General features: G+C 66.9%; 14 protein-coding genes. 9 read left to right on the top strand and 5 right to left on the bottom strand.

The features are described 5' to 3' along the window. Positions 1-5: 5 nt before the first annotated feature. Both IGS74_RS09640 and IGS74_RS09635 read left to right on the top strand, forming a co-directional pair. Positions 6-197: a DUF4169 family protein gene (locus IGS74_RS09640; RefSeq protein WP_060606810.1), complete on the top strand. Its 192-nt coding sequence runs from the start codon at positions 6-8 to the stop codon at positions 195-197. Then, positions 194-418 carry a ribbon-helix-helix domain-containing protein gene (locus IGS74_RS09635; RefSeq protein WP_039189722.1) on the top strand — a complete coding sequence of 75 codons (225 nt, stop codon included), beginning with the start codon at positions 194-196 and terminating at the stop codon, positions 416-418. The genes IGS74_RS09640 and IGS74_RS09635 overlap by 4 nt, the downstream gene beginning before the upstream one ends. Positions 419-439: 21 nt before the next feature. On the opposite strand, the gene IGS74_RS09630 is transcribed toward IGS74_RS09635, so the two are convergent. After that, complete coding sequence (locus tag IGS74_RS09630; protein ID WP_192391213.1) at positions 440-4120, bottom strand: AsmA-like C-terminal region-containing protein; 3681 nt, start codon at positions 4118-4120, stop codon at positions 440-442. Positions 4121-4260: 140 nt separating this feature from the next. Here IGS74_RS09630 and IGS74_RS09625 point away from each other — a divergent pair, with 140 nt between their 5' ends. The 3 genes from IGS74_RS09625 (at position 4261) to IGS74_RS09615 (ending at position 7352) form a co-directional block, all read left to right on the top strand. Beyond that, on the top strand, positions 4261-6849 hold the full coding sequence (locus IGS74_RS09625; RefSeq protein WP_192391212.1) for a UvrD-helicase domain-containing protein: 2589 nt from the start codon (positions 4261-4263) through the stop codon (positions 6847-6849). A gap of 139 nt (positions 6850-6988) precedes the next feature. Next, on the top strand, positions 6989-7099 hold the full coding sequence (locus IGS74_RS09620; protein ID WP_192391211.1) for a DUF3553 domain-containing protein: 111 nt from the start codon (positions 6989-6991) through the stop codon (positions 7097-7099). Positions 7100-7241: 142 nt separating this feature from the next. Next, positions 7242-7352, top strand: a complete 111-nt coding sequence (locus tag IGS74_RS09615; protein ID WP_192391211.1) for a DUF3553 domain-containing protein — start codon at positions 7242-7244, stop codon at positions 7350-7352. Between the two features lie 17 nt (positions 7353-7369). On the opposite strand, the gene IGS74_RS09610 is transcribed toward IGS74_RS09615, so the two are convergent. Continuing rightward, positions 7370-8173 (bottom strand): PhzF family phenazine biosynthesis protein, encoded by an 804-nt coding sequence (locus IGS74_RS09610; protein ID WP_192391210.1) that lies wholly within the window; start codon positions 8171-8173, stop codon positions 7370-7372. An 84-nt stretch (positions 8174-8257) separates the two neighbouring features. On the opposite strand from IGS74_RS09610, the gene IGS74_RS09605 reads away from it, so the two are divergent. Continuing rightward, entirely contained in the window at positions 8258-9436 is a 1179-nt protein-coding gene (locus IGS74_RS09605) for an MFS transporter (RefSeq protein WP_246723100.1), read from the top strand. Positions 9437-9446: 10 nt separating this feature from the next. Here the strand turns inward: IGS74_RS09605 and IGS74_RS09600 are convergent, their stop codons facing one another. Beyond that, the gene (locus IGS74_RS09600; protein ID WP_192391209.1) at positions 9447-10109 is read right to left on the bottom strand and encodes a DapH/DapD/GlmU-related protein; all 663 of its coding nucleotides are present in this window, start codon (positions 10107-10109) and stop codon (positions 9447-9449) included. Positions 10110-10169: 60 nt separating this feature from the next. Here IGS74_RS09600 and IGS74_RS09595 point away from each other — a divergent pair, with 60 nt between their 5' ends. After that, positions 10170-10796 carry an SCO family protein gene (locus tag IGS74_RS09595; protein WP_246723099.1) on the top strand — a complete coding sequence of 209 codons (627 nt, stop codon included), beginning with the start codon at positions 10170-10172 and terminating at the stop codon, positions 10794-10796. 22 nt (positions 10797-10818) lie between these two features. Further along, the gene (locus IGS74_RS09590) at positions 10819-11679 is read left to right on the top strand and encodes a 50S ribosomal protein L11 methyltransferase (RefSeq protein ID WP_192391208.1); all 861 of its coding nucleotides are present in this window, start codon (positions 10819-10821) and stop codon (positions 11677-11679) included. Between the two features lie 73 nt (positions 11680-11752). Here the strand turns inward: IGS74_RS09590 and IGS74_RS09585 are convergent, their stop codons facing one another. Continuing rightward, the gene (locus IGS74_RS09585; protein WP_192391207.1) at positions 11753-11956 is read right to left on the bottom strand and encodes a hypothetical protein; all 204 of its coding nucleotides are present in this window, start codon (positions 11954-11956) and stop codon (positions 11753-11755) included. A 167-nt stretch (positions 11957-12123) separates the two neighbouring features. On the opposite strand from IGS74_RS09585, the gene IGS74_RS09580 reads away from it, so the two are divergent. Next, complete coding sequence (locus IGS74_RS09580; protein ID WP_192391206.1) at positions 12124-13953, top strand: aminopeptidase P family protein; 1830 nt, start codon at positions 12124-12126, stop codon at positions 13951-13953. Between the two features lie 57 nt (positions 13954-14010). On the opposite strand, the gene IGS74_RS09575 is transcribed toward IGS74_RS09580, so the two are convergent. Further along, a complete protein-coding gene (locus IGS74_RS09575) occupies positions 14011-14532 on the bottom strand; it encodes a BA14K family protein (protein ID WP_192391205.1) in 522 nt (173 codons plus the stop codon). Positions 14533-14626: the final 94 nt, after the last annotated feature.

The following is a 14626-nucleotide window of genomic DNA, read 5'->3' as shown; positions in this document are numbered from 1 at the left end:
TGCCCATGGCCGAAATCGTCAATCTGCGACAGGCCCGCAAACGCATTGCACGCGAAAAGGCGGAAAAGGCGTCGGCGGAAAACCGCGTGACCTTCGGGATGTCCCGCAAGGACAAGGCGAAGGCCGGCAGCGAGCGGGAGAAAATCCTGAAAGAGCTGGATGGCGCCCGGCTCCAGAAGCCCGGGCCTGACGAATGATCGTCAAACGGTCCCTGTCCATACGCGGACACCGCACCTCCATCAGCCTTGAAGATGCCTTCTGGACGCTGCTACGCGAGATGGCCGAGCGCCGCGGCCTGCCATTGGCGCGGCTTGTCGCCGACATCGACACGGCGCGGGAGCCGGAGCAGAACCTGTCCTCCAGCCTGCGCCTTGCGGTCCTGGATTATGCCCTGAACAAGGACCGCGACCAGGCCTGAACATGTCTTCGTCCGGCCGTCTCAGCGGAGGCTGGGATCGACGCCCGGCAGGTCTGAAAGCGGTGCCTGGCCCGGCGCCAGCTCATATTCGAATGGCGGTACGACCTCTCCCGGAGCCCGGGGCGACGGTGGCGGCACCCGCAAATCCGGCATTGGAAGCGCCGGTGCGGGGGTTGTGCGCCGCGCCTCTTCCGCCGCGCGGGCAGCCTCCTCCTGCCGTTGACGCGCTTCCTCGGCCCGCTGGCGCTCCGCTTCCGCCGCAGCGGCTTGCGCACGCTCGGTGCGCAGCCGCGCCAGGTGGTTGAAGTAACGCGCCTCGCGGCGCAGGCGCAGCGTCTCCTGAAGGTCGTCACGCATGGCCTGCAGGCGCGCCTGTTCGGCACGGTAGGCGCGGATCGACAGATAGCTCGTCAAAGGGTCGGCGCCTGCAAGGCTGAACGCCGCACTTCCCGGCAAGGCGGCGACGTAGGACACCGAAGGAGCCGTATCCTTGATCTCCTCTTCCGCCGCCGGCGCATAGACGATGGTGGCCCGCGCCTCTCCGCGCCGCGAGCCGAGGCTGAACGTGCCCTCCCCGGACAGGCGGGCGCCGGGCGCAGTAGCAGTGATGGGGCCGACCCGTATGGAGCCGAGTGCAATGTCCACGGGCGCATCCAGCCGGTCCACCTGAAACGGTTGCGAAGGCAGGTCGCGGAGCAGCAGCGACACCTGTTCGGACGTCGCCTCGAACCCTTGGCTGTCCGCCGCATCGAGGACCGCGCCGAGGGCTGGGACGGAAACGCCGGCAAGCACGGCGTCCATGATGCTCATCGAGCCGCCGCCATCCGCCGAGGCGAACAGTTCGGACCAGGATTGCCCCGCAGCCTCCACCGCGAGCCGGCCCGCAGCCTTGCCTCGAAGCGGCACGATGGCAGGATCGAGTAAAATCCTATCCAAAGAGAGGTCCACTTGTGCGCGGGCGAAGCCGCCATTATTGGCAAGGCTTGCGCGCCCGGTCAGCGATCCATCGCCCATCGTGCCTTCCAGCCCGTCGGCGGCCAGGCCCTCCGCACTTCCCTGCAGTCCGAAGCGCGTATCGCGCAGAACCGCCCCGTCGAACAGGTCGATACGTGGAACGGTCATCGCCAGTTCGAATGGCGGCAATTGCGCGGTGAAGGAGCCGCCAAAGGCCGTGTCCGGCCAGCCGCCCGCCCCGTCGACAGCCTCCGGCGCAACGCCGAGGACGGTTGTCGCCAGCCAGGGCAGCGATATCGCGCCGATGGTTGCGGCACCGGTGACGGGGCCATTGCCGCTTCGCGTCAATTCCGCCGCCTCGATCGCCGTATCGGCGATGGAGCCGGACATTTCATCCACGGTCCAGCCATCGGGACGCCAGGCGACATGCATCCTGCCATCGGCCGGCAGGCGGTCGATGCCCTGCCCCGCGGCAATGCCGAGCGCCGAGAGCCAGGGGCCAAGATCGCCGGACTGCAGGGTGGCCGTCGCATCGGCCCCGGACAGGCTGTCGGCGCTCCAGGTCGTCGTGCCCTCGACGGTCAGGTCGAGGCCGGGTGCGTGGGCGCCGAGGCTTGTGGCAACCCTGTCCGCCGGGCCCGACATGCGGGCGCGCAGCTCCAGGGGCGCGGTGACGCCAAGGTCGATACCCGCGGCACCCAGTTGGCTGAGCATCTCGACCGGGCGGTCGCTGGCCAGGAGCAGCGAAACGTCGGTCGGCCAGTCGGCCCGCGCCTCCTCGATCGATGCCGGAAGCGCCACGCTGGCGGTTATCTCGCTGGGGCCCGCCGTGCCGTTGAACGTCAGGGCAAGCCTGTCGTCTTCGCTGCCGGGAGCCACGCGCCCGCTGCCCGTCACCTGGCCGGACCGCGCGAGAAAGTCGGCAAGGGCGCCACCCAGACGCGGGGCGACCATCGCCCGGTTGGTGCGGACGATGGCTGCCAGCCGCGCAGGATCGCTCAAAGCCACTTCATAGGCGAGGTCGGGCACGAGGCCACTGTCCGGGCGGCCGATGGTGCCCCTAGCCTCAAGGTTGCCGCCGGCAAAGCCGCCAAGCGACAGGTTGCGCAGGTCGAGCACGTTACCGGAATAGGTCAGGTCCACCTCGCCCGTTTCGGCGGCGAGACCGGATAGCTGCAAAGGCCCGGCAGAAAGTCGCAGATCGATGCTGTCGACACCGGAGGCGAACACGTCCTCGCCGGCAAGCAGCTCCGCGAAAGCGGAGAAATTGTCGAGGTTGACGGCATCGCCGGCCAGGTCGGCGGACACGGCGACCCCGTCGCCCGCCGTGGCGCGTTCGAGCCGCCCGCGCAGGCTCTGCCCGGCGACGTCCGCTTCCAGATTTTCGAAGACCTGGCGCGTCGGCGAAAGCTGGACGTCGGCCGAGAAACCGGCGCGCTGGATCTGCGCGAGGCTTTGTCCGCCTTCACCCCCGAGCCATGCGACCAGCCCGGCGGGTTGCCGCGAGGCGAACAGGAGCGGCCCACGGAAGGCCAGCGTATCGCCGACGGTGACCAGCCCCGAGGCCTCCACCAGCGTGCGCCCGGGCAATTCCGCGTTCAGGCGGCGCAGCGCCCAGCCATCCGTACTGGGCGATGCCGTCAGGGACAGGCCGCGCACGGTCGTATCGCCGACGGTGAAGACCGGAAGGTTCAGTTCCAGCTCGCCAGCCACCGGCAGGACGGGCACCGCACGGAGCGTGCGCCGTACCGCCTCCACGCGGTCCGCCAGTGTCAATCCACCGGATTTTTCCAGGGTTTCCTGCGTCAGCCGGTCCATATCGATCTGCTCGCCGGCGAGCTTCAGGCTGAAATGCGGAATGGGGCCGGAGGCGAGCGTGCCTTCGCCGGTCAGAACATACGGGGCTTCGCCTTCCCCCACTTCCACCCGGATCTTCTGGAATGCCGCACCGCCGTTCTGCGACGTGACCTGGCCCGTCGCACGCAGAACCGGCATGTCGGCCACCGGCTCCAACCCCTGCGCCGGAGAGGCGATCTCGACGGCGCCGGCAAAATCGGCGACGCCGTCGCCCAGTTGCGTCGCGCCATCCAGGGTAAAGGAGCTTGCCAGCCGCTGCGACAGGATGGCGATCCGGAAGGGCCAGTGGCCGCCATCCTCGATGGCGCCGGAGCTGAGGGTGAACTCCAGCCGCTCGCCCCGGTTGGTCAGCGTGCCGCCGCCACGGAAGGGACCGCGCAGCGTGCGCGCCGAAAAGCTTGCATCGATATCGCCGAATTCGCGCCGCTGGCCGTTGCTGCCATTGTTGAGGCTCAACGTGCCATCCGTGATCACGACGTTTTCCAGAACGACGTTCGCCCCGCCGGCGCCAAGCCCCTCGGCCAGGCGCGGCGGCCGCGAGCCCGCTCCGTAGGGCACCGTCAGATGCGGCCGCCCGAGCTCCATCTGGAAGATGCGGATCTCGCCCGAAATATAGGGCGCCAGTTCCGCATCCATCCGGAAGCTGTCGAGCGTCATCGACGCTTCGCCGCGACCCGGCTCGCCCACCGTCACATCGGTGAATGTCAGGCTGGGAAACGGCAGCAGGCGTGCATGGGCTTCGCCCCGAACCTCCACCTTCTGCCCGAGGAGGCGGCTGGCCTCCGCCTCGAAGGAGGTGCGCCACGATGTCCAGTCGATGAACAGCGGTGCGACGAGGGCCGCGATCAGCAGTGCGACGACGAGGCCGCCTATGGCGATGAACAGTCGCACCCCTTGCAGCCTCCTTCCCTCTTGGCGTTGCCGGCAGAAGGCAGATAGGCCACGAGAATGCGACATTGTCGAGGGTCGCCAAAGGGCTTTCCCCGTGTTCTCACCTAGTGTTGGCGGCAAATTTCATTAGATATGGTGCGATGACCGATTCCTCAGACAATCCGGGCGCGCCGCCCGCATCACCCAAGGCGGGGATCGCCGCGCGGGCCCTTGCCGGCATGCGCTCGCGCACGCCCGCCGCGCAGGAAGCGGCCTATATGGCCGGGCTCAATCCCGAGCAGCGCGCAGCCGTGGAAACGACGGAAGGCCCCGTTCTGGTGCTGGCCGGCGCCGGAACCGGCAAGACGCGCGTGCTGACGACGCGGATCGCCCATATCCTGGCGACCGGGCGCGCCTACCCCTCGCAGATCCTGGCCGTCACCTTCACCAACAAGGCCGCGCGCGAGATGAAGACGCGCATCGGCCTGCTCGTCGGCGAAGAAGTCGAAGGCATGCCGTGGCTGGGCACCTTCCACTCCATTGGCGTACGCATTCTGCGCCGCCACGCCGAGCTTGTGGGGTTGAAGCCGAATTTCACCATCCTCGATACGGACGACCAGGTCCGGCTGATCAAGCAGCTCATCCAGGCCGAAAACCTCGACGACAAGCGCTGGCCGGCGCGCACCTTCGCCAACCTCATGGATGGCTGGAAGAACAAGGCACTGACGCCGGACCGGATACCCGAGGGTGACGCCCGCGCCTTCGGCGATGGCAAGGGGCGCCTGCTCTACCAGGCCTACCAGGAGCGGCTCCGCCAGTTGAATGCGGCGGATTTCGGCGACCTGCTGATGCACCCGATCGAGATCTTCAAGAACAATGCGAGCGTGCTGGACGAGTATCACCGGCGCTTTCGCTACATCCTCGTCGACGAATACCAGGATACCAATGTCGCCCAGTATCTGTGGCTGCGCCTGCTGGCCCAGCGCACCGGGCAGGACGGCGCGCGCAACGTGTGCTGCGTGGGCGACGACGACCAGTCCATCTATGGCTGGCGCGGCGCCGAAGTGGATAACATCCTGCGCTTCGAGAAAGATTTTCCGGGCGCGGTCGTGATCCGGCTGGAGCGCAACTACCGCTCCACGGCCCATATTCTGGGAGCGGCCGGCCACCTGATCGCCCATAATGAGGACAGGCTCGGCAAGACCCTCTTCACCGAGCGGGCCGACCCCGAGGACGAACTCGTCAGCGTCAACGCCGGCTGGGATTCGGAAGAGGAGGCGCGCGCCGTCGGCGAGGAAGTCGAGCAGTTGCAGCGCAAGGGCCATGCGCTGAACGACATGGCGATCCTTGTACGCGCCTCGTTCCAGATGCGCGAGTTCGAAGACCGGTTCGTGACACTCGGCGTCAATTATCGCGTCATCGGCGGCCCGCGCTTCTACGAGCGGCTGGAGATCCGGGATGCGCTGGCCTATTTTCGCGCCACCGTGCAGCCGGCCGACGACCTTGCCTTCGAGCGCATCGTCAACACGCCGAAGCGCGGCCTCGGCGAAGCTGCGATCCGGCTGATCCACGAATATGCGCGCGCCAAGCAGGTGCCGCTTCTTGCCGCCGCCGCGGAGCTGTTGGAAGGCGACGAACTGAAGCCGCGCCCCCGTGCCGCGCTGGCCGAGGTGGTGGCGAACTTCCATCGCTGGCGCGACCTCGTGGCCACCATGCGCCATACCGACCTGGCCGAGATGATCCTGGACGAGTCCGGCTATACCGCCATGTGGCAGAACGACAGGTCGGCGGAAGCGCCCGGGCGGCTGGAAAATCTGAAGGAGCTGATCCGCTCCATGGACGACTACGAAAGCCTTCCGGGCTTTCTGGAGCATATCGCGCTCGTCATGGATTCCGAGCAGAACGAGCAGATGGACGCGATCTCCATCATGACTCTGCATTCGGCCAAGGGGCTGGAGTTCGAAACGGTATTCCTGCCCGGCTGGGAGGAAGGCTTGTTCCCCCACCAGCGCGCCCTGGACGAGGGCGGGCGCTCCGGCCTCGAGGAAGAGCGGCGGCTGGCCTATGTCGGCCTCACGCGCGGCAAGAAACGCGTGAAGATCTGGTTCGTCTCCAACCGGCGTATTCACGGCCTGTGGCAGAGCACCATCCCGTCGCGCTTCCTCGACGAGTTGCCGGAAGAGCATGTCGAAGTCGTCGAGGCGCCGTCCACCTATGGCGGCTACGGCGCCAGCCGATGGGACCAGTCCAGCTTCTCGACGACGAGCTACCAGACGCCGGGCTGGCGGCGCGCCCAGGCGGCAGGCGGTGCGGGTGGCTATTCCGGCGGACGCGGCGGCGGCATCGCCTATGCCGACAAGGGCCCGACCAGCGCCCAGGACCGTGCCGCCGCGCAGGCCGACCGTTACATCAACCGCGACGGAACCCTGCGTGACGATGGCACGCCCGGTTTTGCCGGCCGCATGACGGAGGCCCATTCCATGCGCCCGTCGCGCGGCTCCAACCAGCCGCCGCGCAAGGGCGCGGGCCTGTACTCGTCCGCCCGCGACGGCGGCCCCCGGGAAATCTCGGGAGAACTGGTGGCCAAATCGGTGGCCGAGGTGGCAAGCGCCTTTGCGGCCGGCGACCGGGTCTTCCACATGAAGTTCGGCAACGGGACGGTGGCTTCGGTCGAAGGCAACAAGCTGACCATCGATTTCGACAAAGCCGGCCAGAAGCGGGTGCTGGACGGCTTCGTTCAACCGGTCTGAGGCGGGCCGCCGCCCTATTCGACGATGATCGTACCGCGCAGATAAAGCACGGCCTGACCGCCGATGATGACGGCATCGTCTTCGAGCCGGCAGGTCAGGCTGCCGCCACGTCGGGACAACCGGCGACCGGGTCTTCCATATGAAGTTCGGCAACGGGACGGTGGCTTCGGTCGAAGGCAACAAGCTGACCATCGATTTCGACAAAGCCGGCCAGAAGCGGGTGCTGGACGGCTTCGTTCAACCGGTCTGAGGCGGGAGCCGCCTGCCCTATTCGACGATGATCGTACCGCGCAGATAAAGCACGGCCTGACCGCCGAAGATGACGGCATCGTCTTCGAGCCGGCAGGTCAGGCTGCCGCCACGTCGGGACAACCGGCGACCGGGTCTTCCATATGAAGTTCGGCAACGGGACGGTGGCTTCGGTCGAAGGCAACAAGCTGACCATCGATTTCGACAAAGCCGGCCAGAAGCGGGTGCTGGACGGCTTCGTTCAACCGGTCTGAGGCGGGAGCCGCCTGCCCTATTCGACGATGATCGTACCGCGCAGATAAAGCACGGCCTGACCGCCGATGATGACGGCATCGTCTTCGAGCCGGCAGGTCAGGCTGCCACCGCGTCGGGACAGCTGGCGCGCGGTGAACGTCGTCCCGCCCAGTTTCGCCGCCCAGAACGGGGCAAGCGCACAATGCGCCGAACCGGTGACAGGGTCTTCGTCTATCCCGAAGCGCGGCGCGAAATAGCGCGATACGAAGTCCACGCTATCGCCCTTCGCCGTCACCAGCAGGCTGCGCGCATCCAGTGCCGCGATGGCGCGGATATCCGGCCGCATGGTCATCAGGGCGCCTTCGTCGGCAACCAGTGCCAGCACCGTATCGTCGCCATCCACCGGCACGAAACGCGTTTCCAGAACCGGTATGCCAAGTACCGCGGCGATTTCGGCCGGATCGCCGCCGGGATCCACCCTGCGACGCGGCAGACGCATGGAGAACCCCGCCTCCGAACGGTCCACCCGCAGCGTGCCCGATTTGCGGGTGTGGAACCGGAAGGGCGGGGAAAGTCCGATCTCGTCCGCCAGCACGAGCGCACTGGCAAGCGTTGCATGGCCGCACAGCGGAACCTCGGTCGTCGGCGTGAACCAGCGAAGCTCGTGCCCGTCTTCGGCCGCGGAAACCAGGAAGGCCGTCTCGGCAAGGTTGTTCTCGGCGGCGATCGCCGTCAGAACGGAATCGGGCAGCCATGAATCCAGAAGGACGACAGCCGCCGGATTGCCGGCGAACCGGGTTCGCGTGAAGGCGTCCACCTGAAACATCCGAAATTCGGCCATGCCGTCGTTTCCCTCTCTGCCTGCCAGGCGCCTATCGTCTTCCGGACCGAGATCCAGTAAGCATCGCGCGACGCAACATAGGCCGTGATCGACTTGTCCACCACCGTCGGCATCAGCCGTGCCTTGACCATCCTGATGGCGGTGACCTGCGGGGTCCTAGTCGCCAACCTCTATTATGCGCAGCCCGTGCTGTCGCTGATCGGCGCCGATGTCTCCATGCCGCCCGCCCTGGAAAGCGGCGTGGTCACGGCATCGCAGCTCGGCTACGCGCTCGGCCTCGTCCTGCTCGTCCCGCTGGGCGATGTCGTGGAGAATCGACGGCTTATCCTGACCACGATGGGTTGTTGTGTCATCGGCTGCTTCGGCCTCCTGGCAGCCGGGTCTTTGCCGACCCTGTTCCTGTCCATGGCCGTCGTCGGCGTCACGGCCTGTGCCGCCCAGATGATCGTACCCCTGGCCGCCCACCTGGCTCCGCCGGAGCGGCGCGGCGCCGTCGTCGGCAACGTCATGGCCGGCCTGCTCGGCGGCATCCTTCTGGCGCGGCCCGTTTCCAGCCTCGCCGCCGAATATCTCGGTTGGCGCGGGGTGTTCCTCGTTTCCGCCGGCCTCATGCTGGCTCTCGCCATCCTCTGTGCGCTGGCGTTGCCGCGCCGCGTGCCTCCGGCGCGGCAGTCCTATCCCGCGCTTATCCGGTCTCTCGGGCATCTGTTCCGCAGCCAGCCCGTGCTGCGGCGGCGCGCCCTGTACCATGCGGCGATGTTTGCATCCTTCGCGATCTTCTGGACGGGCGCGCCCATCGTCCTGATGAGCCCGCCTTACAACTACAGCGGCCACGCCGTAGCGCTGTTCACTCTCAGCGGCGTATTCGGCGTGTGTGCCGCACCGGTTGCCGGCCGCCTCGCCGACCGCGGATATATCCGTACCGGCACCATCGCAGCCATGTCGCTGGCCGTCGCCGCGCTGCTGGCAGCCTCGGTGGCCAGCGGCTCCATGGCGCTGTTCATCCTGGCGGGTATCCTCGTCGATCTTGGCGTGCAGGCCAATCTGGTCATCGGACAGCGCGAGATCTTCGCGCTCGACGACAGTATCCGAAGCCGGCTGAACGCCGTCTACATGGCGATCTTCTTTCTGGGGGGCGCTGTCGGGTCGGCGCTCACCAGCCCGGTGCTGGAGGCCTTCGGCTGGCCGGCCGTCGCCCTGATGGGAGCGGCCTTTCCCGCAACGGCGCTGGCTTTCGTAATGACCGAGAAACACAGCCGCTGACCGGGGCCGGTCAGCGCGTTGCGGCGGCGGCCGCCTCCCACTTGTCGAGAAAGGATTCGATCGGCAGATCCTGCATATCCGGGATCGCCTCGAACAGGCGCTCCGGCGGCCAGTCCCACCAGCCGAGCGCCTCGATGCGGGCCGCTACCGGCTGCTGGAAGCGCCGCCGCAGGACCTTGGCCGGCACGCCCGCTACGATGGTGTAGGCGGCCACATCCCGTGTCACGACCGCGTTGGCGCCGACGACCGCGCCGTTGCCGATGGTGACGCCCGGCATGATGACGGCACCGTGCCCGATCCAGACATCGTGCCCCACGATGACGGCGCGGCCGCGCCGACGCTCGCGGAATGCGCCGTCCACGGGCAGGAAGCGGAAATATTCGTTCGGGCGATAGCTGATCTTGTGGGTCGTCAGGCGCTCCATCGGATGGTCCAGCGCGTTGATCCGCACGTTCGCGGCAATGGACGAGAAACGCCCGATACGGGCATAGATGGCTTCGCCGCCGCGCTCGAAATAGCTGAAATCCCCAAGTGCCGTTTCGCGCAGCACACAGCGCGGACCGATCTCGCAATAGCGCCCGATGGTGCATTGCTTTACCTCGGCGCTGCCGTGGATCCGCGCCGTCTCCGAGCGGAAGCGGATATCCGTCGCGTCCCATTCCGTTTTCGTCATGCCCGCCTTCCCGTCCGCGCTGGCTTCATGTATCGCGATGGACAAGATTGGAGAAGCCTCATGTCCCAAGATCCGCCCAGGCCCCGCCCGCGCCGTATGGCCGCCCTGCGCATGGGCCTCTGGGTTCTGGTCGGCCTCGTCGCCGCCCTGCTGGTCCTTGTCTGGGCGGTCGGAATACGCCAGTTTTCCACCGCCGAGCAGGCGGCGGAACCCTACGGAACGCCGTTCCAGCTTATCGATCAGGACGGGCAGCCCGTTACCGAAAGCATCCTGAAGGGCAGCGCCACCGCTGTCTTCTTCGGATTCACGCACTGTCCTGACGTGTGTCCGACCACGCTGTACGAGCTGGCGGGCTATCAGCGCCAGCTGGCCGACGAAGGCAAGGAGCTGAAGGTCGTCTTCGTGACCGTCGACCCGGAGCGCGACACGCCGGACGTCTTGAAGCGCTACGTGGAAGCGATGGACGCCGACATAACCGGCGTAACCGGCGATCCGGCGGCGGTGAACGCGATGCTCGACGGCTGGGGAATTCACCATGCCAGGGTCGAAAGCGGCAGCACCTACACGATGGACCACACGGCCAGCGTCATCATGCTGGGAACGCAAGGCCAGTTCGTCGGCACCATCGCCTATCAGGAGAACCCTGAAACGGCGCTCCAGAAGCTGGACCGCCTGACGACCCTTTAACGATTTGAATGCGGAGCGGCGCTTGAGCCAGTTACGATATTTCGCGCGCGGCCCGCGTGCAGCCGCCGAAGCGGCCTATGCCCGGCTGGACGCCGCTTTCGAGGCGTTCGGTGCGCCGGTCTCCATCTACGAGGCCGACGAAGAAGAACAGATCTTCGAAGTGTCGATCTACTTCGAGGAGGCGCCGGCCCAGGCGGCGGACGTCCTCGCGCTTTTCGAGCCCTTGTCGCCGGAGACGGAGCATATCGACGCCTCCATCGACTGGATGCAGAGCGTGCTGGCCGACCTCAAGCCGGTGCGGGCCGGCCGCTTTCTCGTGCATGGCGCGCATGACCGGGCGCGCGTCGGGGCCAACGATATCGGCATCCTGATCGAGGCGGGGCAGGCTTTCGGAACCGGCCATCACGGCACCACGGCCGGATGCCTGACGATGATCGGCGATATCCTGCGCCGCAAGGCGCCGCGCAATGCGCTGGACCTTGGAACCGGCAGTGCCGTGCTCGCCATCGCGGTGGCGCGCCTTGCGCGCATTCCCGTGCTGGCGACGGACATCGACCCCGTGGCCGTGGATGTGGCGCGCGGCAATGTGCGGGCCAACGGCGTTTCGGCGCTCGTACGAACCGCCGTTGCGATCGGTTTCAACGGTCCGGCGTTTGCCGATGGAACGCGTTTCGACCTGATCGTCGCCAACATACTTGCCGGCCCGCTGATGCGGCTGGCCCCTGCCATGGAGCGGCGGCTGGAGCGGGGCGGCGATATCGTCCTGTCGGGCATACTCGCCCGGCAGCGCCAGGCCGTGCTGGCCGCCTACCGGGACCAGGCGCTCTATCACCGGCGCACGATCCGCATCGGTGATTGGGTGACGCTGCACCTTAGCCGCTGAAACGAAAGGCGCCGCGTTGCACGGGGCGACGCGGCGCGAAATCGATTCGGCTCGATACGGTGGCCCCTGAGGGCTAGTGCCGTTCGGGAGCGGCAACCTCGAAGAAGGAACCGCGGCGGCCCAGAAGACTCACCATTTCGTCCATCTGGAGGCCGCGTCCGCCGGTAACCTGCAGACGAGACGGGATCCGGCGGCCTTCCGCGCTGGCGATCCGACGCGACGTGAAGACAAGGCGCGGGGAAACGGGCGTGGGGCGGTGGGTCTGGGTCGTCAACATGTCTGAAGCCTCTGCGGAAAGGTCTTCGTAACCTCTCATGCACCCTATATGCGTCATCGCGCCGGATTGAGCTATATCACCCGTTGCATAGGTCCGTTTCGCAAACCGCAAGGCGATTCTCGCATCGTCTTCATCAATTGTTCATAAATTTCGAAAGGCCATCAGCGGTGTTCCAGTCCTTCGAAGAGAGCGCAAGCTCGGCCGCCAGCGCCAACCGCCTCGAACTTCTCCGCGCAGAGCTTTCCCATCTTGGCGTCGACGGTTTCATCGTTCCGCGCGCCGACGAACATCAGGGCGAATACATCCCGGATGCGGCGGCACGCCTTGCATGGCTGACAGGATTTTCGGGTTCGGCGGGCTACGCCGTGGTCCTGCCCGATTCGGCCACGCTGTTCGTGGATGGCCGATACACGACGCAGGCGCGCGATCAGGTGGACCCCGCGGTGGTGCGGACTGCCAGTTCCATCGATACGCCGCTGGCCAAATACCTGTCCGGCGTCGCTGCCGGACTGACGATCGGCTTCGACCCCTGGCTGCATACGCAGGCGGAGGCGGCGGCGCTGCGCAAGGCGGCCGAGGAAACCGGTTTCAAGCTGGTGCCCCTGCCGCACAACCCCATCGACCGCATCTGGCAGGACCGGCCGCTGCCGCCGAAGGGCAAGGTGGTGCAGCACCCCGAAACGCTCGCCGGTCGAAGCGCCGCCGCCAAGCTGGAAGAGATGGCAGAAACCATGCGCGCGGCCGGCGGCACGGCGGCAGTCCTGACGGACCCGTCCTCGATCGCCTGGGTGTTCAACATTCGTGGCCAGGACGTGCCGCACACGCCGCTGCCCCTGTCCTTCGCGCTTCTCAAGAGCGATGGCAGGCCAACCCTGTTCATCGATGCGGACAAGCTCGACGGCTCGGTCAGGGATTATCTTTCCGCCCTTGCCGACCTTGCCGCACCGGAAGCCTTCGAGGCGGCATTGCGCGGCTTCCGGGCCGGCGAAAGGGTTCTCGTGGACCCTGCCCTTGCGGCCGAACGCATCGTCGAACTGATCGAGGAAGGCGGCGCGAGCGTCGTGCTGAAGCCCGACCCGGCACGCCTGCCCCGGGCCCGCAAGAACGACATCGAGATTGCCGGCAGCCGCGCGGCGCATCTGCGGGACGGCGCGGCCATGGTGCGCTTCCTGCATTGGCTCGACCTTCAGCCCGGCGGCACCGTCACCGAAATCGACGCGGCCCGGCGCCTGGAAGCGTTCCGCGCGGAGACGGCGGCCAACGACGGCATGCCGCTGCTGGACATCTCCTTCGACAGCATCGCCGGGGCCGGGCCCAACGCCGCGCTGCCGCACTACCGGGTCAATACGCGGTCCAACCGGACACTTGGCGATGGCGAACTGTTCCTGATCGATTCCGGGGCGCAGTACCGGGACGGAACCACGGACATTACCCGCACCGTCGCCATCGGCTCGGTCGATGCGGAGCGCCGCCGCAAGTTCACCCTGGTCCTCAAGGGCATGATCGCCATATCGACGATCCGCTTTCCGGTCGGTACGCGAGGCATGGACCTCGATCCGCTTGCCCGCGTGGCCCTGTGGAAGGCCGGTTGCGATTATGCGCATGGCACGGGGCACGGGATCGGCTCGTATCTCGCCGTTCACGAGGGGCCGCAATCCATATCCAAGCGCGGCGCGAGCGTGCTCGAAAGCGGCATGATCCTTTCGAACGAGCCAGGCTATTACCGCGAGGGGCATTTCGGCATCCGGATCGAGAATCTGATTCTCGTAACGCCGCCGGCCCCGATCGAAGGCGGTGACATGCCCATGCATGGCTTCGAGACGCTGACCTTCGCCCCGATCGACCGTCGGCTGGTCATGGCCGATCTGCTGGACGAGCATGAGCGGGCCTGGCTCGACCACTATCACACCGAGGTGCGTGGCAGGCTGGCTCCGCTGCTGCCGGACGAGGCCGACCGCGCATGGCTGGCCGGCGCGACGGCGCCGCTGGGCAGTTGACACGAAAAGACCCGCCGTCCTGTCCGGACGGCGGGCCTCTTTCACTGTACCCGGGTGTTAGCGGCACATGCGGCGCGGCCCGTTATATGGCTGGAACGTCCCGCTGCCGGGATCGAAGCTCCGGTAGCGCTGCGAACAGTATTGATACCACTCGCGCGTCCAGGGCTGCGGCGCATAGGAATATCCCGGCTCCACATATCGGCGCGGCGCCGGCTCCACATAGCGCGGTTGGTTGGCGCTGGCGATTGCCGCGCCCACCCCAAGCCCGACGATACCGCCGATGATCGCGGCGCCTGCGGCGTTGCCACGGTCGCGGCGATAGTAGCGCGGGCCACGATCCCAGCGACGGGAATCGCGCCAGTCGCGACGCCCATAATATCCGCCGCCACGATAGCCGCCACGGTCCCAGTGGCGATGCCGCCAGGGATCGGCCTTGGCCTCGGTCGCCCCGAACAGGCTGGCGACGACGTTGCCCATCGCGCCGTTGACGTTTTGCGGCACGGCCACGCTGGCCGGCAACATCGCCATGGCCACCGCGACGATCAGGGCTTTTCCACTCAACTTCTTAACCAATGACATGGCGTGTCTCCTTGGAGATCGTTCGCCCCTATTAACCATCCGTCACCTGAATGGCCGCTGAATGCGGACACCGGACCCGCCAAGAGGCACCGAC

It is taken from the genome of Aureimonas sp. OT7, assembly GCF_014844055.1.
GTDB lineage: Bacteria > Pseudomonadota > Alphaproteobacteria > Rhizobiales > Rhizobiaceae > Aureimonas > Aureimonas altamirensis_A.
This window is presented reverse-complemented; position numbering and strand designations above follow the sequence as displayed.